This is a genomic window from Sutcliffiella sp. FSL R7-0096, assembly GCF_038595065.1.
Lineage (GTDB): Bacteria > Bacillota > Bacilli > Bacillales > Bacillaceae_I > Sutcliffiella_A.
This window is the reverse complement of sequence record NZ_CP152003.1, coordinates 1,700,683-1,726,683: the sequence shown is the minus strand read 5'-3', so window position 1 is coordinate 1,726,683 and position 26,001 is coordinate 1,700,683. Positions and strand designations below refer to the sequence as shown.

General features: G+C 37.7%; 34 protein-coding genes and 1 pseudogene. 9 read left to right on the top strand and 26 right to left on the bottom strand.

Translation table 11 applies throughout. The annotated features are described in order from the left end of the window. Window positions 1-13: 13 nt before the first annotated feature. The 4 genes from MKY77_RS08860 to MKY77_RS08845 form a co-directional block, all read right to left on the bottom strand. A complete protein-coding gene (locus MKY77_RS08860) occupies window positions 14-1,096 on the bottom strand; it encodes a Ger(x)C family spore germination protein (RefSeq protein ID WP_339145484.1) in 1,083 nt (360 codons plus the stop codon). After that, entirely contained in the window at window positions 1,083-2,186 is a 1,104-nt protein-coding gene (locus MKY77_RS08855) for a GerAB/ArcD/ProY family transporter (RefSeq protein WP_339145483.1), read from the bottom strand. The genes MKY77_RS08860 and MKY77_RS08855 overlap by 14 nt, the downstream gene beginning before the upstream one ends. 24 nt (window positions 2,187-2,210) lie before the next feature. Next, window positions 2,211-3,731 (bottom strand): spore germination protein, encoded by a 1,521-nt coding sequence (locus tag MKY77_RS08850; protein WP_339145482.1) that lies wholly within the window; start codon window positions 3,729-3,731, stop codon window positions 2,211-2,213. A 328-nt stretch (window positions 3,732-4,059) separates the two neighbouring features. Then, a complete protein-coding gene (locus MKY77_RS08845) occupies window positions 4,060-4,386 on the bottom strand; it encodes a hypothetical protein (protein WP_339145481.1) in 327 nt (108 codons plus the stop codon). A 203-nt stretch (window positions 4,387-4,589) separates the two neighbouring features. On the opposite strand from MKY77_RS08845, the gene MKY77_RS08840 reads away from it, so the two are divergent. Beyond that, the gene (locus MKY77_RS08840) at window positions 4,590-5,066 is read left to right on the top strand and encodes a sigma-70 family RNA polymerase sigma factor (RefSeq protein ID WP_339145480.1); all 477 of its coding nucleotides are present in this window, start codon (window positions 4,590-4,592) and stop codon (window positions 5,064-5,066) included. Window positions 5,067-5,109: 43 nt separating this feature from the next. Here MKY77_RS08840 and MKY77_RS08835 read toward each other — a convergent pair whose 3' ends face one another. Further along, window positions 5,110-5,337, bottom strand: coding sequence for a hypothetical protein (locus MKY77_RS08835; RefSeq protein ID WP_339145479.1), 228 nt, complete (start codon window positions 5,335-5,337; stop codon window positions 5,110-5,112). Window positions 5,338-5,697: 360 nt separating this feature from the next. Between MKY77_RS08835 and MKY77_RS08830 the strand changes: the two genes are divergently transcribed. Then, window positions 5,698-5,880 (top strand): DUF2187 family protein, encoded by a 183-nt coding sequence (locus MKY77_RS08830; protein WP_339145478.1) that lies wholly within the window; start codon window positions 5,698-5,700, stop codon window positions 5,878-5,880. 92 nt (window positions 5,881-5,972) lie between these two features. On the opposite strand, the gene MKY77_RS08825 is transcribed toward MKY77_RS08830, so the two are convergent. The 7 genes and pseudogenes from MKY77_RS08825 to MKY77_RS08795 all read right to left on the bottom strand — a co-directional run bounded on the left by MKY77_RS08825 (window position 5,973) and on the right by MKY77_RS08795 (window position 10,537). Then, window positions 5,973-6,287 carry an AbrB/MazE/SpoVT family DNA-binding domain-containing protein gene (locus tag MKY77_RS08825; RefSeq protein ID WP_339145477.1) on the bottom strand — a complete coding sequence of 105 codons (315 nt, stop codon included), beginning with the start codon at window positions 6,285-6,287 and terminating at the stop codon, window positions 5,973-5,975. Window positions 6,288-6,386: 99 nt separating this feature from the next. Further along, window positions 6,387-7,055, bottom strand: coding sequence for an oxidoreductase (locus MKY77_RS08820; RefSeq protein ID WP_339145476.1), 669 nt, complete (start codon window positions 7,053-7,055; stop codon window positions 6,387-6,389). A 59-nt stretch (window positions 7,056-7,114) separates the two neighbouring features. After that, window positions 7,115-8,128: a DUF3231 family protein gene (locus tag MKY77_RS08815; protein WP_339145475.1), complete on the bottom strand. Its 1,014-nt coding sequence runs from the start codon at window positions 8,126-8,128 to the stop codon at window positions 7,115-7,117. A gap of 182 nt (window positions 8,129-8,310) precedes the next feature. Next, window positions 8,311-8,535, bottom strand: a pseudogene (locus MKY77_RS08810) (NADPH-dependent 7-cyano-7-deazaguanine reductase QueF); the annotation flags it as partial. A 62-nt stretch (window positions 8,536-8,597) separates the two neighbouring features. Further along, a complete protein-coding gene (locus tag MKY77_RS08805; protein WP_339145474.1) occupies window positions 8,598-9,740 on the bottom strand; it encodes a tyrosine-type recombinase/integrase in 1,143 nt (380 codons plus the stop codon). Between the two features lie 107 nt (window positions 9,741-9,847). Then, window positions 9,848-10,084, bottom strand: coding sequence for a hypothetical protein (locus MKY77_RS08800; protein ID WP_339145473.1), 237 nt, complete (start codon window positions 10,082-10,084; stop codon window positions 9,848-9,850). 150 nt (window positions 10,085-10,234) lie between these two features. Next, window positions 10,235-10,537, bottom strand: coding sequence for a hypothetical protein (locus MKY77_RS08795; protein ID WP_339145472.1), 303 nt, complete (start codon window positions 10,535-10,537; stop codon window positions 10,235-10,237). A gap of 128 nt (window positions 10,538-10,665) precedes the next feature. Between MKY77_RS08795 and MKY77_RS08790 the strand changes: the two genes are divergently transcribed. Beyond that, window positions 10,666-10,908, top strand: coding sequence for a helix-turn-helix transcriptional regulator (locus MKY77_RS08790; protein ID WP_339145471.1), 243 nt, complete (start codon window positions 10,666-10,668; stop codon window positions 10,906-10,908). 13 nt (window positions 10,909-10,921) lie between these two features. Here the strand turns inward: MKY77_RS08790 and MKY77_RS08785 are convergent, their stop codons facing one another. After that, window positions 10,922-11,146, bottom strand: coding sequence for a helix-turn-helix transcriptional regulator (locus MKY77_RS08785; RefSeq protein WP_339145470.1), 225 nt, complete (start codon window positions 11,144-11,146; stop codon window positions 10,922-10,924). A 292-nt stretch (window positions 11,147-11,438) separates the two neighbouring features. Between MKY77_RS08785 and MKY77_RS08780 the strand changes: the two genes are divergently transcribed. From MKY77_RS08780 to MKY77_RS08755, 6 genes are all read left to right on the top strand, one after another. Next, window positions 11,439-12,737 (top strand): FtsK/SpoIIIE domain-containing protein, encoded by a 1,299-nt coding sequence (locus MKY77_RS08780; protein WP_339145469.1) that lies wholly within the window; start codon window positions 11,439-11,441, stop codon window positions 12,735-12,737. Further along, window positions 12,664-13,254 carry a replication-relaxation family protein gene (locus tag MKY77_RS08775; RefSeq protein ID WP_339145468.1) on the top strand — a complete coding sequence of 197 codons (591 nt, stop codon included), beginning with the start codon at window positions 12,664-12,666 and terminating at the stop codon, window positions 13,252-13,254. The genes MKY77_RS08780 and MKY77_RS08775 overlap by 74 nt, the downstream gene beginning before the upstream one ends. Window positions 13,255-13,273: 19 nt before the next feature. After that, complete coding sequence (locus tag MKY77_RS08770; protein WP_339145467.1) at window positions 13,274-13,729, top strand: hypothetical protein; 456 nt, start codon at window positions 13,274-13,276, stop codon at window positions 13,727-13,729. Between the two features lie 95 nt (window positions 13,730-13,824). After that, window positions 13,825-14,472 (top strand): M23 family metallopeptidase, encoded by a 648-nt coding sequence (locus tag MKY77_RS08765; RefSeq protein ID WP_339145466.1) that lies wholly within the window; start codon window positions 13,825-13,827, stop codon window positions 14,470-14,472. 269 nt (window positions 14,473-14,741) lie between these two features. Next, the gene (locus MKY77_RS08760) at window positions 14,742-14,885 is read left to right on the top strand and encodes a hypothetical protein (RefSeq protein WP_339145465.1); all 144 of its coding nucleotides are present in this window, start codon (window positions 14,742-14,744) and stop codon (window positions 14,883-14,885) included. Between the two features lie 51 nt (window positions 14,886-14,936). Then, on the top strand, window positions 14,937-15,272 hold the full coding sequence (locus tag MKY77_RS08755; RefSeq protein WP_339145464.1) for a hypothetical protein: 336 nt from the start codon (window positions 14,937-14,939) through the stop codon (window positions 15,270-15,272). Window positions 15,273-15,396: 124 nt separating this feature from the next. Here the strand turns inward: MKY77_RS08755 and MKY77_RS08750 are convergent, their stop codons facing one another. From MKY77_RS08750 to MKY77_RS08690, 13 genes are all read right to left on the bottom strand, one after another. Then, complete coding sequence (locus MKY77_RS08750; protein ID WP_339145463.1) at window positions 15,397-15,849, bottom strand: hypothetical protein; 453 nt, start codon at window positions 15,847-15,849, stop codon at window positions 15,397-15,399. Between the two features lie 5 nt (window positions 15,850-15,854). Further along, window positions 15,855-16,325 carry a type II toxin-antitoxin system antitoxin SocA domain-containing protein gene (locus MKY77_RS08745; protein WP_339145462.1) on the bottom strand — a complete coding sequence of 157 codons (471 nt, stop codon included), beginning with the start codon at window positions 16,323-16,325 and terminating at the stop codon, window positions 15,855-15,857. 222 nt (window positions 16,326-16,547) lie between these two features. Then, a complete protein-coding gene (locus MKY77_RS08740; protein WP_339145461.1) occupies window positions 16,548-17,207 on the bottom strand; it encodes a M23 family metallopeptidase in 660 nt (219 codons plus the stop codon). Further along, complete coding sequence (locus MKY77_RS08735) at window positions 17,207-17,464, bottom strand: hypothetical protein (protein WP_339145460.1); 258 nt, start codon at window positions 17,462-17,464, stop codon at window positions 17,207-17,209. Before MKY77_RS08735 ends, MKY77_RS08740 begins: the two co-directional genes overlap by 1 nt. 12 nt (window positions 17,465-17,476) lie before the next feature. Further along, on the bottom strand, window positions 17,477-17,746 hold the full coding sequence (locus tag MKY77_RS08730; RefSeq protein WP_339145459.1) for a hypothetical protein: 270 nt from the start codon (window positions 17,744-17,746) through the stop codon (window positions 17,477-17,479). Window positions 17,747-17,760: 14 nt separating this feature from the next. Further along, window positions 17,761-18,003, bottom strand: coding sequence for a hypothetical protein (locus MKY77_RS08725; protein ID WP_339145458.1), 243 nt, complete (start codon window positions 18,001-18,003; stop codon window positions 17,761-17,763). Continuing rightward, window positions 18,000-18,425: a DUF1617 family protein gene (locus MKY77_RS08720; RefSeq protein WP_339145457.1), complete on the bottom strand. Its 426-nt coding sequence runs from the start codon at window positions 18,423-18,425 to the stop codon at window positions 18,000-18,002. The genes MKY77_RS08725 and MKY77_RS08720 overlap by 4 nt, the downstream gene beginning before the upstream one ends. 60 nt (window positions 18,426-18,485) lie before the next feature. Next, window positions 18,486-18,848 carry a hypothetical protein gene (locus tag MKY77_RS08715; RefSeq protein WP_339145456.1) on the bottom strand — a complete coding sequence of 121 codons (363 nt, stop codon included), beginning with the start codon at window positions 18,846-18,848 and terminating at the stop codon, window positions 18,486-18,488. Between the two features lie 14 nt (window positions 18,849-18,862). Beyond that, entirely contained in the window at window positions 18,863-22,147 is a 3,285-nt protein-coding gene (locus MKY77_RS08710) for a phage tail spike protein (RefSeq protein WP_339145455.1), read from the bottom strand. Between the two features lie 4 nt (window positions 22,148-22,151). Then, on the bottom strand, window positions 22,152-23,585 hold the full coding sequence (locus MKY77_RS08705; RefSeq protein ID WP_339145454.1) for a distal tail protein Dit: 1,434 nt from the start codon (window positions 23,583-23,585) through the stop codon (window positions 22,152-22,154). A 4-nt stretch (window positions 23,586-23,589) separates the two neighbouring features. Next, on the bottom strand, window positions 23,590-25,299 hold the full coding sequence (locus MKY77_RS08700; RefSeq protein ID WP_339145453.1) for a hypothetical protein: 1,710 nt from the start codon (window positions 25,297-25,299) through the stop codon (window positions 23,590-23,592). Beyond that, complete coding sequence (locus MKY77_RS08695) at window positions 25,296-25,571, bottom strand: hypothetical protein (protein WP_342515699.1); 276 nt, start codon at window positions 25,569-25,571, stop codon at window positions 25,296-25,298. Before MKY77_RS08695 ends, MKY77_RS08700 begins: the two co-directional genes overlap by 4 nt. A 23-nt stretch (window positions 25,572-25,594) precedes the next feature. Beyond that, on the bottom strand, window positions 25,595-25,936 hold the full coding sequence (locus MKY77_RS08690; RefSeq protein WP_339145451.1) for a hypothetical protein: 342 nt from the start codon (window positions 25,934-25,936) through the stop codon (window positions 25,595-25,597). Between the last annotated feature and the right edge of the window lie 65 nt (window positions 25,937-26,001).

The window sequence follows — 26,001 nt, the reverse complement described above, 5'->3', positions numbered from 1 at the left end:
TATCCCAACTTTCCTATTCGGATATTCCAGTACTGATAATTCTTACTTCTGCTTCCACATCAATTTTCACAGTCGGATATGTTTGTTCTTCCCACTTTTTAAAGTCAAAACCCCGTTTCCTGGATTTCACTTCAAAACCGAAACCAATAGGGTCCACTCCTCTTTCTTGGAATTCTTTAATCATGGATTCTGACACATTTATGATTTTGTCCTCAAATAATTTCTGAATCTCCTCAACTTTTTTCGGAGAAGCTTTAAGTCCAGAAAACTCTTTTAACACACCATCCACCCGAATCTTTACTTTTATAGATGGGATATCTTTGTTCCAGCTGACTTCAACATCCTTATCAGTTTCAATGCTCCTAACGGATACATACTCACCTTTTTCCGGATCTTCTATAATAATACTCCCATCAGAATACTCATCCACCAAAGTCTTAAAATAGAATAAATTTTCGTTCGGTATCGACATCTCGTATTTATCTCCTTTTAAAACCACTACACCCGTTATCTCCACTTTGTCTTCTGTTTTTTTCAATAAAGGGAGACTAGGATCCTTTCCTTTCTGGAAATAATCGGATATAAAAATATGCAGATTTGTTTTCGGGACATCTCTTCTTTCGATATTATGCTTAAGGAGATTAAATAGATGATCACCCGTACCACGAGTTCCCAAGTCTTTCGTTAATATGTCATGTGCCTCTCCATCCACGATTGCCAGGTAAAGGCCTGTCCCGATACTGGCATCACGCTGGAGTCCATCAACCAATTTTATTATACCTTTCTCAGCCAAAGGCTTGTTAAACATCACAAGTTCCAAACTTCCATTAACAATAGGTGCAGATGATTCCTTTTGTGCGTTTCGAAGTATGTCTTTATTCAGATTGGAAACCGCTGAGAACGTCTCATTCACAATGGTCTTGTCTGCTTGGTAGATGGGCACCAAAAACGTACCCATTACTTCTTCTTCGCTTTCTTTAATTAGGTCAAATCCCTCTACAGTCTCAATATTGATATCATCGACAATCTCTTTTTCCAAGCACCCGGTAAGCAATAGGGAAAATATGACACAAAGAACTATTTTATGGTGCGGCATTTTCTTTCTTCCTCCTTCTCCAATGCACAAACGAGATAATCAAAAAAAGGAATGGGATATAAACATAGCCCATATAAAAGCCGACATTTCCCAAGTATGAATTCAGTTCATTAATCAATTTTCGGTCTTCAAACTGCAACATTAAGATAAATACTAAAGCTGTGATGATCATCAACGCGGTTCTGTGGCGAATTTTCGCCATCCTTTTAACCAACCTGCTTGCACACCAAAGAAAAATGCAAACATTCGGCAAAATGATCAAGCACCAGTTTGCAATCCCTATATACTCCACCCTCTCAACAAAAGGGAGCTCGATGATTTTCCATATCGATAAGGTAGCCCAGATATTTTTTTCCAACTTTCCTTCACTAAAGTAAGAAAAAGTTACCAGTGCAAAGAACAAGTAAATAAATGATGTTATAAAAACTCCTAGATGAGCCCATTTCTTTGATTGTCCCGGTTTTTTTAAGAATGGATAGAAGACGAGCAATGTTTCAAAACCCAGCATACTTAACGTCATATCCTTCCCCGATAGGAAAATATCTTTAAGAGAATGATCGAAAACTGGAAGTAGATTTCTAAAATTGGCGTAGTCCAATGGAATGATCATCGTTAAAAATAGATAGGAGGGGAGTACCACTCCTAAAAATGCTACTCCTGTAATCACCCTGAATCCACCTGTAATAATATAAATTACGAGTAATAAAAAAACAGAGGAGAAAAACCATGTACTAAGATCTGGAAATAGCCATACTTGTATAACTTCAATGTAGGTGCGAAGTACGGTTACAGTGGTAAAAATAAAATATATGATAAACAAAACAGTGAAAAGCTTGCCAATCCATTTCCCAAATGCCATTCGGTGCGCACTTGCAAGATCGCCATCACTTTTTTCACAAATTTTGTAGATCATATAGACCACGATATGAGTGAAAAAACCGAATAAGATGATCCCCATCCAGGCGTCATAGCCGGCAGACATTGCAATGACCCTCTGAAATCCAAAAGCACCTACTCCAAACTGTGTACTATGTATCAAATAAAACACTAAAAATGGTGAAACCTGAAATTGCTTTGGAATCTTTTGCAATGTCTTGCCCCCTTTCTATGATCATCATTCATCAATGTCTTTTTTTCGTTTAGGTCTAACCTTTGTTCTTCTATTTGGATTCTTTGTTCTAAGTTGTCCAGGCCTTTCTCCTTGCATGGTAAACGGAAGCCTTAACAACGCATCTTTCATGTCCTTCACTCTTGGAGGGTAAATCGGTTCTAAATATGGCCTTCCAAGGGATGTCAATCTCAAAAGATGAGCAGCTAATATACAGAAACAGAAAACTATTCCCAACAGCCCCCATAATTCTGCAAACAATAAAAAGGGAAATCTCAATAGACGGATGGTATTACCCATTTTGTAGACGGGAGTTGTAAAGGATGCAAGTGCAGCCAGGGCCACAATAATTAAAAGGACGTTACTGGTCAATCCGGCCTCAACCGAAGCCGTCCCGATAACGATCCCTCCCACGATACCGATTGTCTGACCTACCTTTGTCGGGAGCCTTGCTCCTGCTTCCCTTAGCAGTTCAATCGTCAATTCAAGAAATATCGCTTCCAAAATCGGAGGCAAAGGCACCTCACGTCTTGAAGCTATCAGGGTACTCAGTAAGTCTTTAGGAATCAATTCATAATGATAGCTTAGTACTGCGACATAAACGGGTGTTACCAATATAGAGAATCCAACCCCAAAAAGTCGAATAAGGCGGAAAAAGGATGCGAGCCAATAGCTTAGATAATAATCTTCAAAAGAAGAGAAGAATTCGACTAAAGTGGTTGGCCCAATTAGGCCATGGGGGGACCCATCCACCAATATGACTACCTTTCCTTCAGTCAGGGCTGACACGATACGATCTGGCCTTTCCGTATCCAGTAAAAGGGGGAAGATAGTGTTCCCATTATCTGATATTAGTTGGGTGACGTAAGAACTGTCATTTACATGATCAAATTGGACGTCATCCAGCCTATCCCGGACGGTTTGGACATTTTCTGCATTGACTATGCCGTCCATGTACATCACGGCTACTTTAGTCCGTGATATTGCACCAAGAGTCTTTTGTTCTATTGTAAGCATTGGCGTGCTTAATCTACGACGTATCAGGTTGATATTGGAATCAATATTCTCAACAAACGATTCTTTTGGCCCAATTACACTAAATTCCACTTCCGGCAAGGATACGGAACGGGTCTGGACAAATTCGGAACGGACCAAGAGTCCTTTCTTGTCATTCTCCCCAATCTGTATAAAAATGAAGCCTGTTAAAAGCTTCTCTCTTATATCTTGGGGATCCGAACTGATTGTTATCACTTCTATAGGGAGGATATTCTTTAAATCCTGCAGGTTGGACCATGGCCGTGTGGATATGCAATGGAGGATGTCACGATGTAAAAAGTCGGTGTCCACTAACGTATAGTAATAATTGATCCAAACCTTCCTGCTGCCATCATCTGTATAATTGGAGAATCGAAGAAAATCCACAGACTTCTCCATTTGAAGGAGCAAATCCGTAACCGTCATATCTTCTACTTTGTTGGGAGTCGATTTAGAACCTGATGTAAACAGCTTTTTGAAAATGTTTTTCACTATGCTTCCCTCCCCTCTGTTCATGTATGATTCTATAAAAATCCTTCACTTATTTTTCCTATAAAGTTGGTTTATATACCAAATGTTCCTAGATGTGAATGTTTCTTAAATAATGGATCTGTTAAACATCGCTGTTGATTTCCGCACTAGGCTTGGCTTTCCGCGGGGCTACCTTGAGCCTTCTCGTTTCACTTGAGGGGTCTCAAGATTGTCGCTACTCTCCCGCTTGAGTCTACGCCTTTTGCTCCAATCACCAGCTAGAAATAGGTCATAATCAACAACTAACTTTAACAAAACCTAAATAAAAAAAAGAGCCCGATTAGGACTCTTACTTTTGTGGTCGTCTTATTATCTCCACCACATCAAATATACGAATATGGTAAATATTCTTATCCATATCTTTTATGGTAAGCTTATTCGCCTTATAGCGGAAGGATTGAATTCTTCCGGTAATCTGGATCACATCACCTTCGAACCAGATGGACATTTTAAATACTTCTTTTGCCATATACATGTGGCGCAATAATTTCTTTATATATTGAATATCCGGTATATTCTCCGGATACAATAAGAACCCCTGAACCGTGCGATCTGCGTCATTTTTCCATAGATACATGGATTGATTCGCTAATTTATCTTCTTTTTTATGTTCCATGGCAATTACCCCTTTTTATCATTATCGTCGATATTTCCCTACAGGTAACCTCCATACTCTTTATAACAAATAGGTTTATCCTCCGTACGGCACTTCTATGTCACAGTTTATGCCTCGTTTTCATACATGTCAACTTATGAACCATTGACTATATTTATCTTACCGGGAATAAAGAAGAGCTGGCTTTTCGTCAGGAAAGATAAATGGAATCAACTTTTGAAGAAGTATTAAACCAGTATACTCCCATGATACACCATATCATTAACTCATTGAATATCTATAAAGATAAAGATCGTTATTTTCATGAAGCTACTATCATTCTTTGGGAAACCTTACAGACAACGGATCATAGAAAAGGTTCATTTACCTCTTATGCTTATTCATCAATTAGGGGAAAATTGCTTAACCACCTAAAAAAAGAAGTGAAATGGGTTGAAATCCATACTTTTGTCGAACATTTACCAGAACAGCCATGCGATACTTCCTACTGCGAATTGGAGCAATTGGAGAAATATACACGGCTACTTACCGAAAAGCAGAAAATATGGCTCATTGAATTTATCGGGAACGGAAAAAGAATAGAGGAAATTGCCAAACAAGAGGGGGTTTCCATAAGTGCCGTCAAGTCATGGCGGGGAGAAGCTTTGAAAAAGTTAAGAAAAGAGTATCACACATCATGACTACAGGTAGCGAGGGTTGTTCAACGCACCCCCCGCTACTTGTTTAACTTCTTGCATCCTGCATATATTGATAAACCACTTCACCTTTATGCTTAGCAATTCCTCGGTAGTATTTGAAATCTTCCCTAGCAACCAGTACTTTCCTGAATATCATAAACTCCTCTTTTTGAATCCTATACTCATGTAGTTCACCATTCTTGAGCTTGTCCAGTATCTCTGTAGCTAACGCCTCATTCATCATCATCACTCCAACTTCAAATATTGCCACCATTCATTTTACCATCATTCGTCCAAACTGAACATAAAACGCATCCTGGAAACTGCAATAAAAAACCCCTTCCGATAAACAGAAGGGATTCCATGGGGGATAAGGAATAAAATGAATGGGGCATTAAAAAGCCCTACTTATCTATATGTTACCCTCAGCAATTCGGTGACAACTTACAAAGTGTAACGAAATCAAAGGAATTAAAAGAAAATTTAGATAAAATACATTGAAACTATTTACGAGATGAAGAAAATAATGCAAACTGTATGTAATACTTTTTATCCACTATTTCACAAAAATAAAAAAACCAGACAACCCTTTCATCTGTTGTCGGTGAAATCATTTATTTAGGGGGAGATATAGTTGAAAAAAGCGGAAGTCGGTAATATCGTAGAATTTCGTGAAGGTCTTCAAGGGGTAGTTGAAAAAGTAAATGAGAACTCTGTTATCGTTGATCTGACCTATATGAACAATTATCGTGACCTGGAACTAGAACAACGGACTGTAGTAAACCATAAGAATTATAAGATTGTAAAAGGTTTGTAAGAGATTTTAGGATTTAATTTGAATACTCATCAAATCAATCTAAAAAGGACTCCCCGGATGCTGCTATATCCTAGGGAGGCCTTTTTCTGTTTCTAGCCGATATCCTCTTCTAAAATTTCCAGTATGACGGCTGCCCTTTCTTTATCCAGCTTGACGGAAAAATGCGTTTCCTCACTTATGTTCAAGTTGCGCCTGATTTCAATGGGGATATTAACCTTCCCGTTGTTGGAAACAATTGATTCATTATAAATATGCTCTTCTTTAATTGGTTTCATGACTAAACCTAAAGGTTGTTCCATGATCATTAATACATCGCCATCGGAAATTTGCAGCTGTTCGCGAATTGACTTGGGAATGGTTAAATGGCCAGATTTACGAATTCTTCGAAACTCTTTCGTTTGGCTCATAGAGGACACTCCTGTTTTTTTTATACTTATTCCCTGCTTTGTTGAAATGAAAACGAAAACTCCTCTGAAAGTTTTAGTGTGTATAACTGAAGGGTCTGTTTAGAGCTTCCCTATTTTTGCAATAAGGTCCGACTCCACCACATGGACACCGCTTCTGCCATTTTTCAAAAACTTAATCATAGCCTTGGCAACTTCCTTCCCTTGTACAGATCTGTACCTCTCCAGCTTCCCTCTTAGAAAAGGCTTCATTGCACTCCCTAATACTTCTCCAACTTTCTCCCCTAATCGGAATTCCTTTCTGTTTCCTAGAAGTAAGGAAGGCCTGAAAAAGTAGGTCGACGAAATTCCAATATTAGCGACCGCATTTTCCATCTCGCCTTTTACCTGGTTGTAAAAGAACCTAGAATTAGAATCAGCCCCAATAGCTGAAACTATCGCTATCCTTTGGACTCCACACTCCTTGGCAAGTTTGGCGGCCTCTACTACATAATCATGATCAACTTTACGGAAATTCTCTTTGGAGCCAGCTTTTTTCCTTGTTGTCCCTAGGCAGATGTAGAGATCATCCACGTGAAAATATTGCTTACAGTCGGAAAGCCTGTCGAAATCAGCTTTCACCTCGGTCAATTTTTGGTGTTCCTCTTGGCGTTTGTTTCTTACTATGATATTGAGTGTTTCGTAATCTGAATTTTGCAAAATCTCTTCCTTCAATTGTGCTCCTATCAGGCCAGTTGCTCCAATTATTAAAGCACTTTTTTTAGGGTTCATCGTAGGTTCTCCTCTGCCTTTGTTACTTCCTTTATACCAAATCCAGGCGATTTCTACAACTATTCCCGCTTTTTGGAGAGTTCATTTCGATCTGCAGTTGCAGGCGGTTTCTCCATCCATCGATGGTTCACCATGATATCTGCGCCAGCTTTGGCAAGCAACGCGGATTCAGAAGAAAGCTTTTCATATTTTATTGCAATGTCTGTCCTTTGGCTTGCAGAAGCAGCTGTAGCATAATTCCCAATACCGGCAGCAATCATCATGCTATTGTGAAACATCATCAGCTTATCAGAAAAAGGCGGAATCCTCGAATCCGTGATGGAATAGTCACTAGACATGGGTGCTTGGATATCATCCTTCATCAAGATATCAATAAATTTCTTGATATGACTGTGTGCCAACTGTTTTCCAGTCATCATAAACTCCCTGACTTCTTTGTGTATTGCCGTTTGAGAAAAAGCGGTACATAGCATCATGCCGATCTGATTGGTCTCTATATTCAGGCTAAGGTGGGTCACTTCAATGTTGTTTAATGTCCTTTTATTTACAAATGGGTTTATTCCACTGAAGTATTTCTGATCATCTACAATTTCTGCCTTTTCAGGAATGATGGTATATGGTTTTTTAGTATATAATCCTCTTTTCAATAATAATTCTGTTGAGTCGTCGAATAGTTCAACCGTTCGCTGCAAAAAAGTTGAATAAAGCTTTCTTATATCCTTTCTTGATACAGCACCAAGGCTTGCCCCATATGTCACCAATCCTATTTTCGCCATTTGAAGAATGTAGGATAACTTAAATGAGTCAGAAAATAGTCGTGGTGCCTGAAGGTTAACATCGTTTTCCGAAAATCCAATTGGCAAAGGATACTGTTCCTTCCAGAAAACGGACTTCAATTCGTTTTCATTAGTGGATGCTACATCATATGCCATTGCCACCACTTCTCTTATTTCTTTGTCTTCTACACATTCCAAAAAATACCTAAGCACACACGCTGACATGGAGTTGTTCAAATATAAAGTCCACAATGTACTGGTTTCGGCACAAGTGAATTCTGTATGATGATTAGTCATTTAACACTCTCCTCCTATGTTGTTTTTGCTTATTATTTCTTATAGAAGGTATTTTTAGTACTCCTATAGAATAGTGAAGTGCTTGGACAGAACAACCGCTCAACAATAAAAAAGACTATAGGCAGACTCTTATATTCCCGAGTTTGTCTACAGTCTTATAACAAATGTAATGGTGTTCTTTATTATCTATTGTCAATTTTTTCTGGATACAAGTCATGATTCATTAGTCGATACGCGGCCATCTCTTCATATTTCGTTCCTGGTTTTCCATAGTTGGTGTAAGGGTCTATCGAGATGCCTCCACGTGGAGTGAATTTGCCCCAGACCTCGATATATTTTGGATCCATTAATTTAATTAGATCGTTCATGATGATGTTCATGCAATCCTCATGGAAATCGCCGTGTGAAAAGCCTAGTCATGATAAGTGTTTTTTTAATCAACACTCTAAAATGTCACATAAAAATCACACTACTCGAAGAATCTGTCCATTTTATCAACTGCTTCTTGTTGCATAGAAGGCAATGCAAAACTGTATGTGCCTAAAGTAGTTTTGATATGAGCATGTCCTAATCTTTCTGAAACTATCTTAGGATTAATCATTAATACACCGATTAAGAATGTAGAATGAGTATGCCTAAGGTCATATGCCCTAATTTTAGGTAGATTTAAATAATCTCGTGTAACATTAAAAGCTCTTCTGAAATTATTAGGATGTACCCAATTACCATTCTTTGTACAAACCACTAAATCATTATCAATGTATTTCTCACCGAGAATTTGTTTTTCCTTGTTAACTCTTCTTTGATGTTCCTCAATTCTTTGACATAGCTTCTTTGGTAGATCAATCGTTCTGTATGAGGAATTGGTTTTAACAGCATCTACAATGCCATATTCCCCATTTTCATTGATTTTAGCAAGCGTTTGTCTAATTAATAGCATACGTCTTTCTAGGTCAATATCAGACCACCTAAGGCCCAACACTTCACCCATCCTAATACCTGTCTGTATTTGTATTTCAAATCCAATGAAATGTCTAGTTAGATTTAATATTAAATCAGGAGCATTCAAGAATTTCTTTATATCTTCTTTTTCCCAAGCTCTAATCACTTTCGATTCTTTAGGTATGCTTAGTTCAGTTAAAATTGAGATGTCAAAAGCATTTTTCCTAGATGCCTTTTTCAAAACTTCACTGACAATTCCATAAGCAGCTCTTATTGTTTTAGGAGCAAGTTTTCTTTCAGAATGAAGTTGGTTGATGTAGTTTTGGAGAATTGTCTCATCTAGTTCAGACATCTTGAATTTTCCAAGGTAAGGTAAGATGTTGTATTTCAATTGCTCATTGTAATTTACCAATGTGCTAGGTCTTAAACTTACCTTCTTCGCTTCATACCAATGTAAAATGTAATCTTTAAAAGTACCTTTGAAAACATCAAACATTTTCTTCTCTTCTTCAACTTCAAGCATAACCTGTTTAAGAATCTCTTTTGCTTCCTTTAGGGACGCTATTCCCTGTCTTCTCTTTTGTATTCTCTCTTTAGTAACAGGATGAAAGCCACCAGAATACACAAATCCATACTTCCCTGTTTTAGGGTCTTTTTTTATAGTTGTCATTTTCATACTCCTTAAAGAGCAAAGGAAAAAGTGTGACTGTAGAAAGTATATCATAGTGATATTCTTTCAGTCACACTTTATATAGTAGAAACTCGTCTCTATGTATCCTACTCCCAATAATCCTCAATATAAGCAACTTCACACTCTGCATTAGTGATTCTAGGAGTGTTTACAGTTCCATCTACGTGCATTAACATTACAGAAGCATCAACTATACCGAGACCGCTTAACAACGCTAATTTGTCTTCTAAATCCTTCTTATTTTCCACTTGCAAAGTGAAATCCAGTGTCAATGTACCATTTACCTCAACTGTTTTCTTATCGCTAACTTTAACGTTATACATCCAAATCTCTCCCTTTGTTTTATTATGTAGACGCAGGTTCATCTTGCACCATCGTCTTATTGAATATTGTGAGGTTCACGATGAACTTCGCTAATTCCAGTTTCATCATGAAACTCGCTTTTGAGCTCAGGTCTAACTTGAACCTAACCCTTATTCGCCTCGATACCTATAACCAAAATCAATCAGCGTATCACCTTTATAATACTTTGTAAGGAATTCCATAAACGAAATTTCCTTTATGTCACGCTTAGTTTTCTGTAAATATTCCTCATGATCTTCCTTCTTCACATCTGCATTCATAATCACAAACAAGTTTCCATCATACTCATGTATATCCTTATTCCTTTTGACACTTACAAAGTAAACTGCAGTATTTTCAACGTATAGGGCATGTGTCTCATCTACAAGTAATCCTAAGTAAAAGTCATCATCTACTTTGATTATGTCGTTCACTTATTTAATGGCCCCCTTTATTAACTTAATGAGTTATTAACTTCTTGAGTTAATATTAACTTAAATAGTTATTAACGTCAAGCGTTAATTTGTGATATAATTTAAAAAAATACATTCGGGGGAAAATTATGATCCGGTTTAAATTAGAGGAACTGCTTAAAGAAAAAGGAATGACCATGTACCACCTCTCTAAGGCTTCAGGAGTTCGACCTAATACGATTAGTCAATGGGTTAATAACAACACTCTTGAGCCAGAAAAAAGGGTTAAATCAATTAGTACAGAAACGCTAGAAAGCATTTGTACAGTTTTAGATTGTGAAATTGGAGATGTAATTGAGATATTAAAAGAAGAAAACCACCATGACAACTAAGTCAAGGTGGTTTTTACATGTCAAAATATCTATCTGGTACTTCTTTATCTAATTTCATTAGTCCTTTCTTTATCTTCATTACTGTTTCAAATTTCGGTACGTACTCCTTATCTCTACATAATTTAGAAACTGTCTCGTTTGAAACCCTAGCTGCCTTCGCAATGTCACTTTGAGTTATATCCTCTTGACGATCCAACCATTTACCAAACTTAGTTCTATCCTTCCCTAGTCCGAACATGAATAGCACCTCTTATTAATTTTTGTACTATTCTCGTCCAATTTTCAATTTTTTATACCTAAGGCAAAAAAGTGGAAACATGATCAAGCAGTCTGTATATCGTTATAACATACCAAAGAAAATACGAAATCCACTTCGCAACCAATATTCGTTAGCATCATTCTTTAAGCATATCGGGAGGTGAAACTCATAACGACAGGTGAAATGTTAATTCTTCAATCTTTAACAAGAATACTAAGACTTCGTTTGAAAAGGGACTATATTCCGTATAGAAAAGGTGGTGATCGCATCCATGATATTCGAATTAACTTCATCATTAGTTGCAGGAACTCTTGCTGGTTATGCGCATTATAAAAAAGCAAATGGTGGAACAGATGATCATCAGAAAATAGTTAAGATAGCTCGTAACTGTGGGCTTGTAAATGCAGAAGGTAAGGAAATTAGAATCTACAGACGGACTAAAAAGCAATCTCATACTGAGTTTGTATACCAAATGCCACAAGGCTTGTCTTCCAAGCAGTTTGTCCAGAAATTAGATAACTTCCAAGATGGATTAAACATTAAGAAATCAATGCCTGATATAAGCCTTAAAGACTTTAAACTAATCAATTGGAATAAAAACGTGCTTAATCAAATCAGAGTAATATTAATTCAGACGAGAAAGGTTAGGAAAGAAGTTGAAATTAGTTTTGATGGAATGCTTGTGTTTAAAATTTATGATAAGCCTTTAACTGATCAGTTTTTGTATGATGAAGAATTGCTGAAATTGTGTAAGGGATGGAAAGTACCAATTGGATTATCTAAGACTGGTGAGCTAATATTTAATGATTTCGATGAGATTTATAATCTAATTGTTGCAGGTTCTCCGGGATATGGGAAATCTGTAATGTTAAAGAACATCATTACCACTCTTGTAGCTAATAAGACTAAAGACGTTAAACTCTGCCTCGTGGATTTGAAAGGTGGGTTGTCATTTAATCGCTTCAAAATACTTGAACAAGTTGAAACAGTTGCTAAGAATCCTAAGGAAGCATTAGAAGCACTCAGGGATGTTCAAGACAGAATGAATAATACCATTGAGTATCTTCTCCAACATGGCTATGAAGATGTGAAAGAGGCAGGAATAAAAGAACGTCATTTCACGATTATAGATGAAGCTGCAGATTTGTTCGATGAAAAGGATGCAGTAGAAATAGTAAAAGACATATCAAGACGAGGCCGAGGAGCTGGATTTAGGCTAGTCTACTGTACCCAGTACGCAACGAATGAAGTTTTACCTTCTCAAGTCCGTCAAAATTGTGATGCACGATTGTGCTTTAAATTACAAACTGGTACTGCAAGCAGAGCCGTATTAGATGAAGAAGGTGCTGAATCATTACCATTAATAAGAGGTAGAGCTATTTACCGAACAGTTGAGAAACAAATTGTCCAGACACCTTTTATAAGTAATTCCTTTATTGACGAAACAATCAAACCAAATATCACTTTTAAAGCTCGTGGAGAAAGGAAGGAAGTTAATGAAGAAGGAAATAGAACGTCAACAGAGAGAAGAAGCCATACTTTGCTCATTGAAGAAACTGAACTATCTTAATCGTTCACAACTACAACGTCTACATGATTTAGGAAGCGATAGAAACGCTCAACGAGTATTACAACAGCTTTCACCTTATGTATCTAGTTTTAAGGATGGTGAAAATATTTACTACCTTAACAAAGAAGGTAGAGAACGTGTAAATAGTAAACGAGTGCTCAAGAAAACAACTCAATCACGCCACTACATTATGCGAAATGAATTGTACATTCAATCTGGATGCCCTCAATCTTGGAAGAATGAAATGAAACTTGAAGTGCCTAACAAGGTTAAATTAATTGCGGATGCTTATTTTATTCGTAAAAAGCAATATCATCTTATAGAAGTAGATCATTTACAGAAGATGATCAAGAATAAGTCAAAGATTGAAAGATATATGCAGCTTTTTAGTTATAACGTTTTTGACATACCACCAAAGTTGATTTGGATTACAACAACAGAGCTGAGAAGGAAACAACTTATAAAATTATGCGAGGGATTAGATGTAAAGGTATTTACGATTCAAGATTTTATCTGAATATCAGGAGGTTGACCACATGTTCAATAAAAATAAAATTCACACTGTCGGAAGTATTCCAGACTTCATGAAGAGAAATGAAATCTGTGAAGCTGAATTAGTCACTATGCAAAAAGGTAAAACGGCTGGATTGTCGTTCGGTATGTCTCTTCTCCCTCTCTCATTAGCACCACTAGCACAAGCAACTCCAACTTTTGCAGACTCAACCGAAGTTGTATCTGTAAATTCATCCGTAGTCGCTAATGCAATGTATGACAATATGCTTCATGCTTTTGATCCCCTAATTACTCTAGTTCAAGCCCTAGCCTACCCTATCGCAATGGTTGTTGTACTTGGAGGAGCATTATTTATCATGATTGGAAACAGAGAAAAAGGATTCAGCATGATGTCTTCTGCTGGCCTTGGGTATGTTCTTGTTACCCTCACCCCTATGATATTAAATATTCTGGTTGAGGCAATGAAATCAGCAGTCTAGGAGGATTAAAATGAAGACGATTATAATTGTAAGCTTGCTATTTCGCATATGGAACGAACGTCAGAAAATGAAAACCTACTATTGGAGGTAGTCTTATGAAATTTAAACTAACCTCAGAATATGGTGTTTTAGAGCAGATTAGAAACGGAAAGCCACATACAGGAATAGATTTAGCAATGCCGGAGCATACAGAGCTAAGAAGCATAGGTGAAGCTATTGTTGAAAGGGTTGGAGATTATGGGAATGAGAATATTGGGAAAGGAGTTATCCTTCGATTAGAAGACGGCACAACAGCTATATATGGGCATATGAGTGATATTAAAGTGAAGGTAGGTCAGATACTAAAGGAAGGTGAAACGTTAGGATATAGTGGTAATACAGGTCACTCAACAGGTGCTCATCTGCATTTTGGACTTAAAGATCAGGCTGGTAACTTTATTGATCCAACTCCACTTGTTTCTAAATTGGATAGTTTGTCAGGTAAGCAATCACTTTTGGACAAATTTGTCCATAACGGGACGGTGGGGAATACCCACTTTCCCTCCTTTCCCTCAATTAAAGAATGGGTTGGAGATTTTATTCATTCAGGAATTCATAATTGGATTGCAGATTTCATTCTAACTTTACCAATATTGCTAACAGTTGGATTAGGTGTATGGGCATTACTTGGAATGATGAGTAAAAGGTTAGCTGAATTGGGTTTTACATTAGTATTAATAAGTGGTGGTTTGATGCTTATCTAATTAGTTGACTACACAGTAAACTTTTTCCAATTGGTTGAAACTCACCCTCTACTTACCTGTATAAAAGGTCTTCTCATTGACTTATGATTTGTTTCGGAGGTGATGAAAATGGTGTCAACCGATCAATATAGATATATTGAAACATATCAAGGTAAATACTGTGAAGTTGAAATATACGTAAATGACAATGTAGACAAAAAAGAGTTTAAGGAAAAAGTACGAAACTATTTAGAGAAGCTTTATCTAACTAATGAAAAGGAGTAAATTCTATGACAGTATCATTAGAAGACTGTGAGTACTATGAAACGTTTAAAGGTAAGTATTGTGATATTGAAATATATGTCGATAGAAAAACGGATGCAAAAGTGATCGAGCAAAAAATTAGAGATTACTTGGAACTTATATACAAATAACTCTACCCCTCTCACTAGGTATTTGTTACCATATTAGTGGGAGGTGTTTTCATGAATTTTAGTTTTGACGTTCAAGAAGTTATGTTTGTAGCTGCAGTCACACATTGTTGCTTAACGAATGACCAGACAAAAGTACACTACCTCTTAGAGTCCCAAGATGGAATGAAGAAATATTTATTCATTCCTGCTTTAGTTAGCTACAGAGAATTAGATTTAACTCACGATAGAATCTTATGCAAGTTTGATCACACCATGATAGAGAAATTCCACATAGAAGCTGGTAGCGATGAGTTGAGTGAGAAATGGCTTGAAGGTGCTATACAGCAGTTAATAAACGGTGAGGAAGTATTGAGTAAGGAACGTGTAGAGAGTCTTTACAATCGATAAAAAACCCATTTTAATTCGTACAAACACAAATAAGACTACCCAACTCAACAGGTAGTCTTATTTCTATTCGCAAGTAATTTAGATAATGAAAAAGACTCTCGCCTAAAAGAAGAGAGAGTCTTTTTCACATTTTATAAACTTCATGGTCTTTATCCAGCCACACTAAGAAGAATGTTGACTTTGCTCTAAATCCATGAACTCTAGCTTTCTGTGAAACTCTTAATTCGAAAAATGTAATGTCTTCGCTAATTTGCTTGAATATGTTTCCTGCTGGTAGTTTGTCTCTATTGGTATGAACTGTGTAGCCAAGTCCATTTTTACCTGTTTTCCCACCTGATCTGTAAATATCAGTCCACGTTAATTGATTTACTTTTCTACAGAAGTCACTAAAAGCCTTTAATTCTTCTTTGCTCCATTCAGAAAGACATTGGTGTTGATTGTCAAAATATTTTAGAGCAACATATGCTTGTTGCTGATTATCATTTTGGAGTCCTAACAACTTAGACTCTATATGAGTTAATGACAAGTGGCTTTGCTCATTTGTCTTTTTTACTTTGGTATTAGCATTAATCTTCATAATTATTAGCTATTTTCTTCATTCATTTTACGATAAAATTCTTCCATTTTTTCTAATGGAATTTCATTCTCACATCTAGCTTCAAGAGGGAGCCCGTTTCGTGCTTCAATCCATGGGTCTTCTTGATGAGTAAGTTCCTCTAAATATTTTGCGTCATACTTTCCATAAACACGGAGGATTTCAGAAAGCACAAATTCAACGTTTGTATCTAAATCGGGAGCTTCGTCAGGAATAGGTAGCTCATGATAAGAATGTGATTTGTATCTGTGATAGACTTCTGTTACAACAGGCCCATGCATCCAAGCTTCAATTCTAGAATCAAAAAGCTTTTTACCTAATAATACTTTTGTCCATGCTTGAGCATAGTACATTAATTTTTGTAATTTCAAATGCGTAATGGAAGCACCAGATTCTCTGTCTGTATTTGCAACAAACCACTCAGCAACCCTCAATGAATCATAAAGTCCTCTTTCCATCAGAATCACTCCTTTTCTAGATGAAATATTTATATTTGCGTGCATAAAGTAACTAACTAAGTAAAATAATATTACTGAATTTTTAACTATGTATTATTCGATTATAACATATTGTTAACAATTTGTGTGAAAATAATACACATGTTCGCATTAATTAAAAGCAGGAATTTATTATGTTTAGGGGACTCACAGTTTTAAGTCCGAGTCCTCCTTTCAACACTTTTACTTATACAAAGGAGCGTTTGTAAAGCTGCTATCTTTATCCTTAGGAACAAAGATTTTTCGTTCGCCAAATTGACCAGTTCTTACTATATAAGTATCAGGTTCAGCACCTTTACGTAGTACCTCATATGATAATCCACCAAATTTCTTTGGATTTAATGGGATATCATGAGCATACAACTTTTTAATCGGCTCTTTATCAACAGGGTAATGATTCCACTCTTCCATATGCTTATGTAGGTTGATATATTGTTTCATACTACCATTTACGTACAGTTCACCATTTACAGCATTGGTTTTATTAATATTCCATCTGCCAATATGCAGCTCGAAGTGAAGATGTTGGCCAGTTGAAATACCTGTGTTACCCATGATTCCAATAATTTCACCTTGTTTAACTCTAGCCCCTACTCGATGCTTACGAGATCCTGTTCTAAGATGAGCATACACTGATTCGTATGTTTGACCATCAATATTATGGAAAATAAAAATAACCTCACCATAAGATGAGGATACGTAGGACTTCGATACAATTCCATCGGCAATTGAATAGATTTCATGAACACCGCCAAGAGCGTAATCTACACCATGATGATCTCTCCGTTCTGGAACACGAAATCCACTAGTAATACGAGTAACTTTTGTTGGACGAATAAACATTATATATCTTCCCCTTTCTTTTCTAACGAATATTTAATTGCAGCAACTGAACCTACTCCATACAAGGCATACTGTAGACCTGCAATTAACACGTCAAAATTAAAAAAGCCACCTTCAAATGTTGAGAAAGCGACTCCTAGTGCAACTGCTACAATTGGAATGTATTTATTTGATAGTCCAGTGGCTTCTCTTATTGCATAAAGTATTACCGCAATTGCCACATAAGCCGTAAAATCAATTGTCATTAACGCTTCCATCTATACCACTCCTTATAATTTTATCGCTGCACCTAAGACACCTAACACAAAGACAATTACAAACCCCCATGCCCACTTGTTGTTATTGTTAAGACTATCCAAACGCTCATCTGACTTTCTTTGGAGTACCGTTATTTGGATTACATTTTCTTTAAGCGCATCGATTGTTTCTCTATAAAATTTTCGGTCTTCTTTTTGATCTTCTTTGATGTTGCTTATGTCTTCCTTCATGTGGTCAATTTCCACCTTTAATGCTACGTGTGCGTTACATTCTTGATCCATATTCTTCACCTACTTTATGCGTCCTGCGGTGTTGCTAATATCTGTTCTGCTTCCATCTGATCTCTAAGGTGTTGTTTTACCAGTCCGGTTAACGCAGAGATGGACTCGTTTCCACTGTATTCCTCTGCCGATAGAGGAATAGTCCCATTGATATTGACATTTCTCTCTGCCGTGTGTCCACTAAACCCTACCTGTACGGATCCTACTTCTCCTTCATCTGTCCACTGCACATTGGTTGATCTAATTAAAATTATCATGCTTGGTCACTCCCCTGTTCTGCATTTTCAAAGGCTTCGCAAAGGTGGTCAAATACAAAAGCTTCTCGCCCACTGACTTCCCCGTCATAATCCAATACAATTGGTTTTAGGGTTTTCAACATTCCTTGATTATCCCCACCCTCAAGGACAAATTCTTCCTCAAATAACTCGTTCTGTTGCTGTTTGAAACCCTGGACATCTTGGATGTCAAACCCCTTCTCAGACCTTTTTGGATTCCCTTCTTCATCCACACCAGCAAACTCTTTAATAAGTTCCATTTCTTCTGCAGCAACCTGTTTTAATTTTCCTTGAAGCGTATTAATGAATCTAACACGATGTCTATTTTGTTTGCCTTTCAAGGATAGATTGAGAAGGAAGGTACTAATTTCTCCGATAAATGCATATTTCAATTTAATTTTCATCTTGGTTTCCTCCAATAAAAACAGACAAAGGAACAATCCCTTGCCTGTTTTAATCATTTATTAAAATGGGACAGATAAGAAGTAGAATCTACTTCCACTTTCCCCTGGATAATCGCTTATTTCTTCCTCATAGTTAAGGAAAACATATTTGTCGATGTCCGGAAGGGAGTAGACTAATTCGTATCGTTTGAGTGTGGGTGTCACTCTCCTTAAATATTCACCAACCAATTCTGCTTCTATAACCTCGTGTTCCTCTCCGGTGGATGGATGGCTGGTTGGATTCATCCCGAAAGCAGGGTTGTCATCGGCTAAACGATACCGTTTAGCATCAATCCCATTCACATAAATGTATTCCTTATGCTCTGTTTCAAGAAATCTAAAAGAATACGTAACTTCTTTTTTCCAGTTCAGTATGGGTGCCATGATTACCTCCTTAATTAAATAGTGTGTTTCAGTGTTCCATTGGTATAGAATTGGATACTGCCATTATTGATTCGGACATAGTTATTGTTATCTCTCATAATACGCAAGTCCCCGCCTGTCATATCTATTTGAGCATCTCCTATGCCTAGGAAGAACTTCACCGGATCAGTTAATCCCCTTAATCTATTGATATTTAAATTTCCTTGCACATTGATGCCTCTGCTGACACCAGGAGTAAGGTTGATATCACGTCCTCCTGAAAGGACTATATCTCTTGAAGCGTATAAAGTAGCGTCATGCGTGTTCGCATTTATTCTACTAAACTGCAAACTAGACCAAGGTAATCCGTTTTCTTCTGAACGTAATTGAATACCATTACTGTCTGTAACCATCGTTACTAAAGAATTACTAGAAAAAAGACCTTCACCATTGGAAAGGCGTGCGATCCGACTTGCATTTGTGGATTCCACTCTATCTCCAGATAGCGAAACGGAGCCTTGACTACCAATAGTAGAGATACTTACACCAGACAGACTTCCAGCTATCACTGTTCCGAGATTCGCACTTAACGCAGAAAGAGAGCTTACATTAATTTGTGAAGCAGTAATTGTGTTTGTTCTTATCTTCCCACCGTCTATTTCAGTGGTGTTTCCGAACTTCCATCCATCTATATCAGCTTTCAGTTCTAATGGATTAGGTGCCCACGTGGAAGCTCTATCCGATTCTTCTAATTGGACTTTTCGAATTTCAAACCATTTACCACTTGCAGTATCTTGTGTACCGATTAATACGTAACCCGTTTCAGAATCCCACAAACATTCTTGTGTTACTGAAATTTTTGTCCAATTTGTTGTGGAAATAGAGAAGTTTGGTGGGCTAGGGAAAGCTCGATTTGCACCCTCTGTACGCATCAGATAGTTGTAAGTCATGGTGTTAATATTTCCACGAATTTCAAATGATAGTGTATATTTTTTCCCTTGTTTTAACGTTGTTTTCCTAGCCATAGTAGGTGACTGTATATTGAAATTTGTTGCAGAGCCTGAAAAGTTCGCACGTATAGAATTAATACCGTTTGAATCCGTGTTATTAACTCGTGTTGCATTGGAAACCGCCCACGTAAAAGGTAAGTCCGAAGCAAACAAAATATTAGTGCCACCAACTTCAATGGTTGTCGGATCATATCCGTTTGCAAAGGTTACATTCCCATCGATATGGATTTTGGAAGAAAGTATCCTGGTACCCTCTGTACTTAGATTAATGGCTGCAACTACCCCGTTCTTCTCTACCCGTAAGGCAATTGCACTTGCATGTTGTGTGATAGTAGATTCTGCTGTTGAAACTCTTGACTTTAAGGCATTCTGATCAATTAGATATTCCTCGGATCTCACTCGTTGAGTTATTTCATTGGCATTTTGAGTTATCGAGGATTCTGCATTATTTAACCTCGAAATAATACCATTACGATCCGTTTCATAAATGGATTCATTCACCTTGCTTTCAATTAAGGAAGCGTGTTGTATTATCGTAGACTCAGCTGAACTGACTCTTCCTTCCACTTCATAAAATGAAATCTGGGAGACTTTACTCGTGATTGCTTCTTCTGTTTGCGTTATGCGAGTTTCAGCGTTCGTAAAACGTTGAACGATTCCCTCTTGATCGGTCGTGTAGGAAATCAAACTAACCTTCGAATTCAGAGCATTGTCCACTTCTAACATAGTATAGGTTTCTGCTTTTTCCGCCTTGGATATCAATTGTCCATCCACGTATTCTAGACCGGCTTTTTCTCCCATTTCAGCGAGACTAGGCGTGATTTGTTTCCAATCGGAACCTGTCCACTTAAAATACACGTCATCTGTAGTCCGAAGCCATAGTTGGTCTAAAGTATAGTTTGTTCCAGAAGGTTCCGTATCCTGACGGAGAATAGAAAGTTCTCGCTTTTGAACTTCCTTGTTTGTATAATCGATAACCTCTTGCTTTTTCTCTTCGGATACCACGTCTGTGTACCATGTTGCATCATCGAAGACACTCTTGTCCTTGTTATCTACTGTTTCTTTGTCGTAGGCTCCAACTTCTTCAGCAAACGTAGGAGTGGCTTTCTCCCACTTTTGAGCATAGTGGTTCCAAGTGAAGATAACATCTAGTTCTCCACTAGTATCTACCCATACCATTCCCTGACGTGGGTTAGGTGGAGTGGTGTCTCTGCGGATTACTTTTTGGCCATATAGGATTTGCAGTTGCAAGAAGGTTTTCATCAGATCTTCTTCGTTGTACTCGATGAAATCGCCAAGGATATATTTCCGATTTATTTTACCAGCTGCAATAGAACGTTGAATTTCGATAACCCTTGCTTCTAAATACAATGGGGGCACATAGGATGTATCAATGATCCGATTTGTATCACCGAGACGTACCTTTTCATGCGTGTAGCCAAAAACTTCTTCCATCGCTACTGCTTCAGCTGTATATTGGACAGTGGTGTTTATTCGCTTGGTTAACTGCGCCTCTCCAAGCTCTGTGAGGCGCTCGGCATTTGTATTGTCTCCACTGATAGATGGCTCATAATCTTCCCAAAGATGTTTCCCATCTCGAGACCACCGTTTCCTTGCATCTTCGTTTTTTACTTCTACGATTAACCTTTGGCCGTCCTCTTGCTCCGGCCCCAGCACCCGAAGTGCAGTAACTATATCAGAGTTTTCAATGCGCTCTACACCAATGAGGTCTTTTCCTATTCTGGTTTCTTTCTTGGTGTCCTCACCCCGCTTTTTAATCAAATCAACGTATCTACCTACAATACGGCTACCTTCTACTACTATGCGGAAACGAAGTTCCAAACCAAATAAACTCGCAAGTTGTTTTAATGTCTGATAAGGATCCTGATAACCATCAATGGTTACTTTCCGGATTCCTGCGTACTCGGTGATACCACGTTGCCATCCAGTACCCGCTAGCGTCCAATCCGTTGCCATATTGACGGTTTGACCTTCTAAAACAATTGGTGAGATACGTCTACTTTTTTTCAACTCAATGTATGATGCGACTGTTTTCACATGTTTCTTTTTGTTCAATTGTGCCGTCTCTAGGATGATAAACTCTCGTAAATGACCTTCGTCATCAGGAATTATAACTCGGTTACGTTTTGCGGCATTAGCAGCCGCAGGTATGGTTGCTAGCATACTAAAGTCATACGTTTCTAGATTCTTAATGTTTTCAATATGTGTGTCATTGAAAAAAGCAGGGGTATTCACCTTATTTTCCAATGTGCAAAGAATTTCGTCTGTTTGGTGATCTAAAAAATGCATCTGACTAATGGTAAGCCCCCCTTACTTTTGCCTCAATGTCCACTGCATCACCTGGAGAGATTACTAGCGCATTATCTCCAGGGTTGATAGGAAAGTATGAAGAGATAAAATCGCCTTTGAGCTTTTTCATGTCCTGTCCATTTATGAGGATCGAATCACTTTTATGATCGATAATGATTTCATCACCTGGCTGGGCAATGTAAGGTACTACCGACCCTGACACATCATTTAATTTATACACCCTTATTTGTTGAATACGCATGGTTGCTGGACTGTTTGTGCCACTCACACCGGCATGAATTTGTATTCCAGTTAAATCCGCATTGACGCTCTCATCAATATAGGTTGCTTCCATTACTCCGATATGGACACCGTCTATATTTGCGATATAAGCTTCCCATTTCCCGTTTATACGAGACAATCTTAGAATCCCTGTGAAGTAATCCCATTGTTTCGGATCAGGAGGAGTTCCAGCAATAATAAACGTACCCCCAACATGCGGGCCAACCCTTACTTCACCTTGTTGCAGGTAGTTATATCGATGAATGTCCTTAAATGCTAATTTTGCGAACTTGTTCCCGTTTGCATCTAGTAAATATAGTTCAATTCTTCCTACACCTACAGGTGACATGGAGAAGAATTTACAACGCATCTCGACTTGAAAGTTCCGTAACGGTTGTGAAATGGATTTCTGTAAGGAAGGACCATGCCAAGCTTCTCCGGATCCAAAACTGTTTACTTGGAAGCCATCACTACCAACCATAAAACTTCCTGCCACTACGCCGCCATCAACCTGAGATGCATTAGACCAACCAACTAGTGTGTTCATCGCATCTGACAGAATAGTCTCTCTTGGTTGAATAATGGTATCTTCCACGGTTACGGGTCTTCCTATACGCATATAGGCATCCCGATTGATGATGTCCAGGTGTGTGATAGACTTCTTAACCGTAAACTTAAATTCCGGATAAGCTTCCACCGTACCTGGATTTGCTATGGCCAAAGTATTGGTATCTTCTGTAGAGGCATTTTTTTTGAATGTTAATTGGGATCCGTATTTAAAAGGATCTGCACAAAGAAAAGTGATTGTTCCTCGTCCAAACTCCTTCCCAACATCACCAACGTCAATCCCACCTTGAATCATTGCATAATAGATGCGATCGGGTTCATCATCAAATATTAAAGGCTTGGCTTCTTTTGTAACAAGCCAATTTGCCATGTTCTCTTCCATCTTTCTAAGTTCTTCTTTATCTCTAGCTTTAATAAAAAATGGTTGATCGATTATCCTAACTTCAACTTCTGTATCAGAGTGATGAGCACCAGGCATTCCCGGTAAACTAACTAGCACTCTATTAAGTGGTGCAATAATAGAACGCCTCTTTCCTGGCTCACAATACAAATATGATTTTTTGATACCATTAAAAGCGAAAGTATACATGAAGCTACCTCCCTTCAAAAAGATTAATTCGAAATGTATTGAATCCCTGTAAATCCGTAATATCATCAACTAAATGTTCCGCTAAAACTTTCATGTCTGTAGTGACTGCTTGTATGGTTATAGGTTGTTTATAAACAGGGGTAGGCTCATTGTGTTTAACATTTAATTTATCCATCACCCGATATGCTTCACCTGGTTTACTTGTAGGTTTCATTGCTCCCACAACCCTATTCATCATCATTTCGGCTTCTGGTATCTTTTCTTCTGATCCATCTAGGAAGCCGTCAATAAAATTTCTGCCCCATTTGACTATGTTACGGCCTTCTCCATATTTTGAAGGAGAATTAAAGCCTAGAAAACCTTTCACTGCTTTCGTCACATTGGAGGCTGCATCTTTCACTTTCCCAATCATAGCAGCTATTCCATCGATAAAACCTTGGATCAAGTTTTTACCCCAGTTTACGGCATCCCTCTTCAACCCAGTAAACCAATCAGAAATCTTTCTTCCTAGTCCTGAGAAAGTACCGGACAATATACCCCAAGCACCCGATAGAATAGAATTAATGACTTTCCAGATTCCATCCCATATTTTTTCAAGCCCCTGTCCCATACGTTTCCAGTCGCCTGTAAAGAGTCCAATAAAGAAATCAAGGAGACCTTGTAATATCTTAAATGCACCCTTTATAACATCCACAATCGTTTTGAAAATGGTCTGAGTGTGCTTCATGATACCATCGCCAAAAATACCCCATAATTTCATGACAAACTTTACGAAGGCATCAATGAACTCTTGTATCAATTTGAAGTTATCCGTGAAGAACTTCTTTATCTGTGGAAGATTCTTCTTCACCCAATCAGCAAGCGATTGAAAAACAGGAATCAGATACTTTTTGAATTTATCTATAAGCCAATCGATTACAGTACCAATTACATCTATTGCAGTTTTAAAAACACTCTCAATAGTTGGCATGTGCTTCATAATCCAGTCCATAAATGTATTAAGGACAGGAATTACCTTTAATCCGACCGTATTAGTAAAGAAGTCTAATTTATCTTTCATTTCTTCTGTTTTTATTCTAAAATCATTTGCCTTTTTCAGATCATCTTCGCTAATGATATTAGCCGAGTTTTTGGCATTTTCCATGGCTTCAGCTCCGAGATCGACAATTGGAGCTAGTTCTTCCCATGAGCCTCCAAAAATATCGACCCCTAGCTTCGCTCTATCCGTTTTATCCTCAACACCTGATAATGCTTCAGTTAAAACGTTCATTCTTTCGTCTGCATCCATATTAGCAATGTCATCCACAGAAATTCCCAATGCCGCCATAGCGTCTGCACCTTTACCACCACTTGTAGTTAAGGTTTCCATACTCTTGTTTAATTTCTTAGACGCATTGGTTACTGCTTCTTGTGAAACTCCTGCGATTCTGGTTGCCTTTTCCCATCTTTGAATTTCATCTGTACTCATACCAGTAGCTGAATTCAAATCTAGTAATCTGTCTGCATTGTGAGCAACTTTAGTTCCTAACGCAAACATTGCTGCCCCGCCTGCTACAGCAGCACCGCCTATGAGTGCTCCGGCTCCAACTGCAAACTTACCCATCTTTTGCAAGCCTTTGCCTAGCTTACCAGCCTTACCTTCCGTCTTATGTAAGCTATCAGCAGCTTTTTTGTCATCTATGAGGATTTTTCCAGATAACGTAAATATGTTCATTTGTCACCCTCCTTCCTCACAAAGTTGAAGTTAACCAGCATATCCCTAACTTCTGTCAGGATTTCATCTTCCGTCTTATCAGATTCAGTTCCACCTGGATTATAGAACTTGTCGAAAGGAACAAAGTTATCTTTGTCCATACGGCTGTAATTAATTTGGTACAAATCCCAAGCTTTTTTCTCTTGTTCTACTCTAAATGCTTCAATGAGCATATTCTTTATTTCTTCAAGGTCAAACGTAAGTACAAATTGAAAATCATAATATTGATGCAATAGTTGAAAAGACTTTTCTATTCCTATTGCATCCACTTCTTGAAAAAACCGACCACGCTATCCTGGCTTAACACATCAATAACCGTTTCTAAATTATCTGAGAAATTTTGTGTTGCCACTTCTTCTAAAGGTTTTTCCTGTACAATGCTTACAATTTTATGAACATCTTTTTCGATTTTGTCTGCATAGGTCAATACATGCATCATGACATCTAACATGGATGTCATCATAAGAACTCTAAAGTCTTCATCTTCTTCTAATGTCAATTTGTTGTCTCTGATATATTGTTTTATTTTTGCCTTTTTCCATATTTGCCCGATTGAAGGCAATATTTTAAATACTTCAGTTGATGATAATTTTTCCATTATATTAATCACTCCTAAATTTGAAAAAATAAAAATGGAGTAGAATTAATCCACTCCATTGTTCT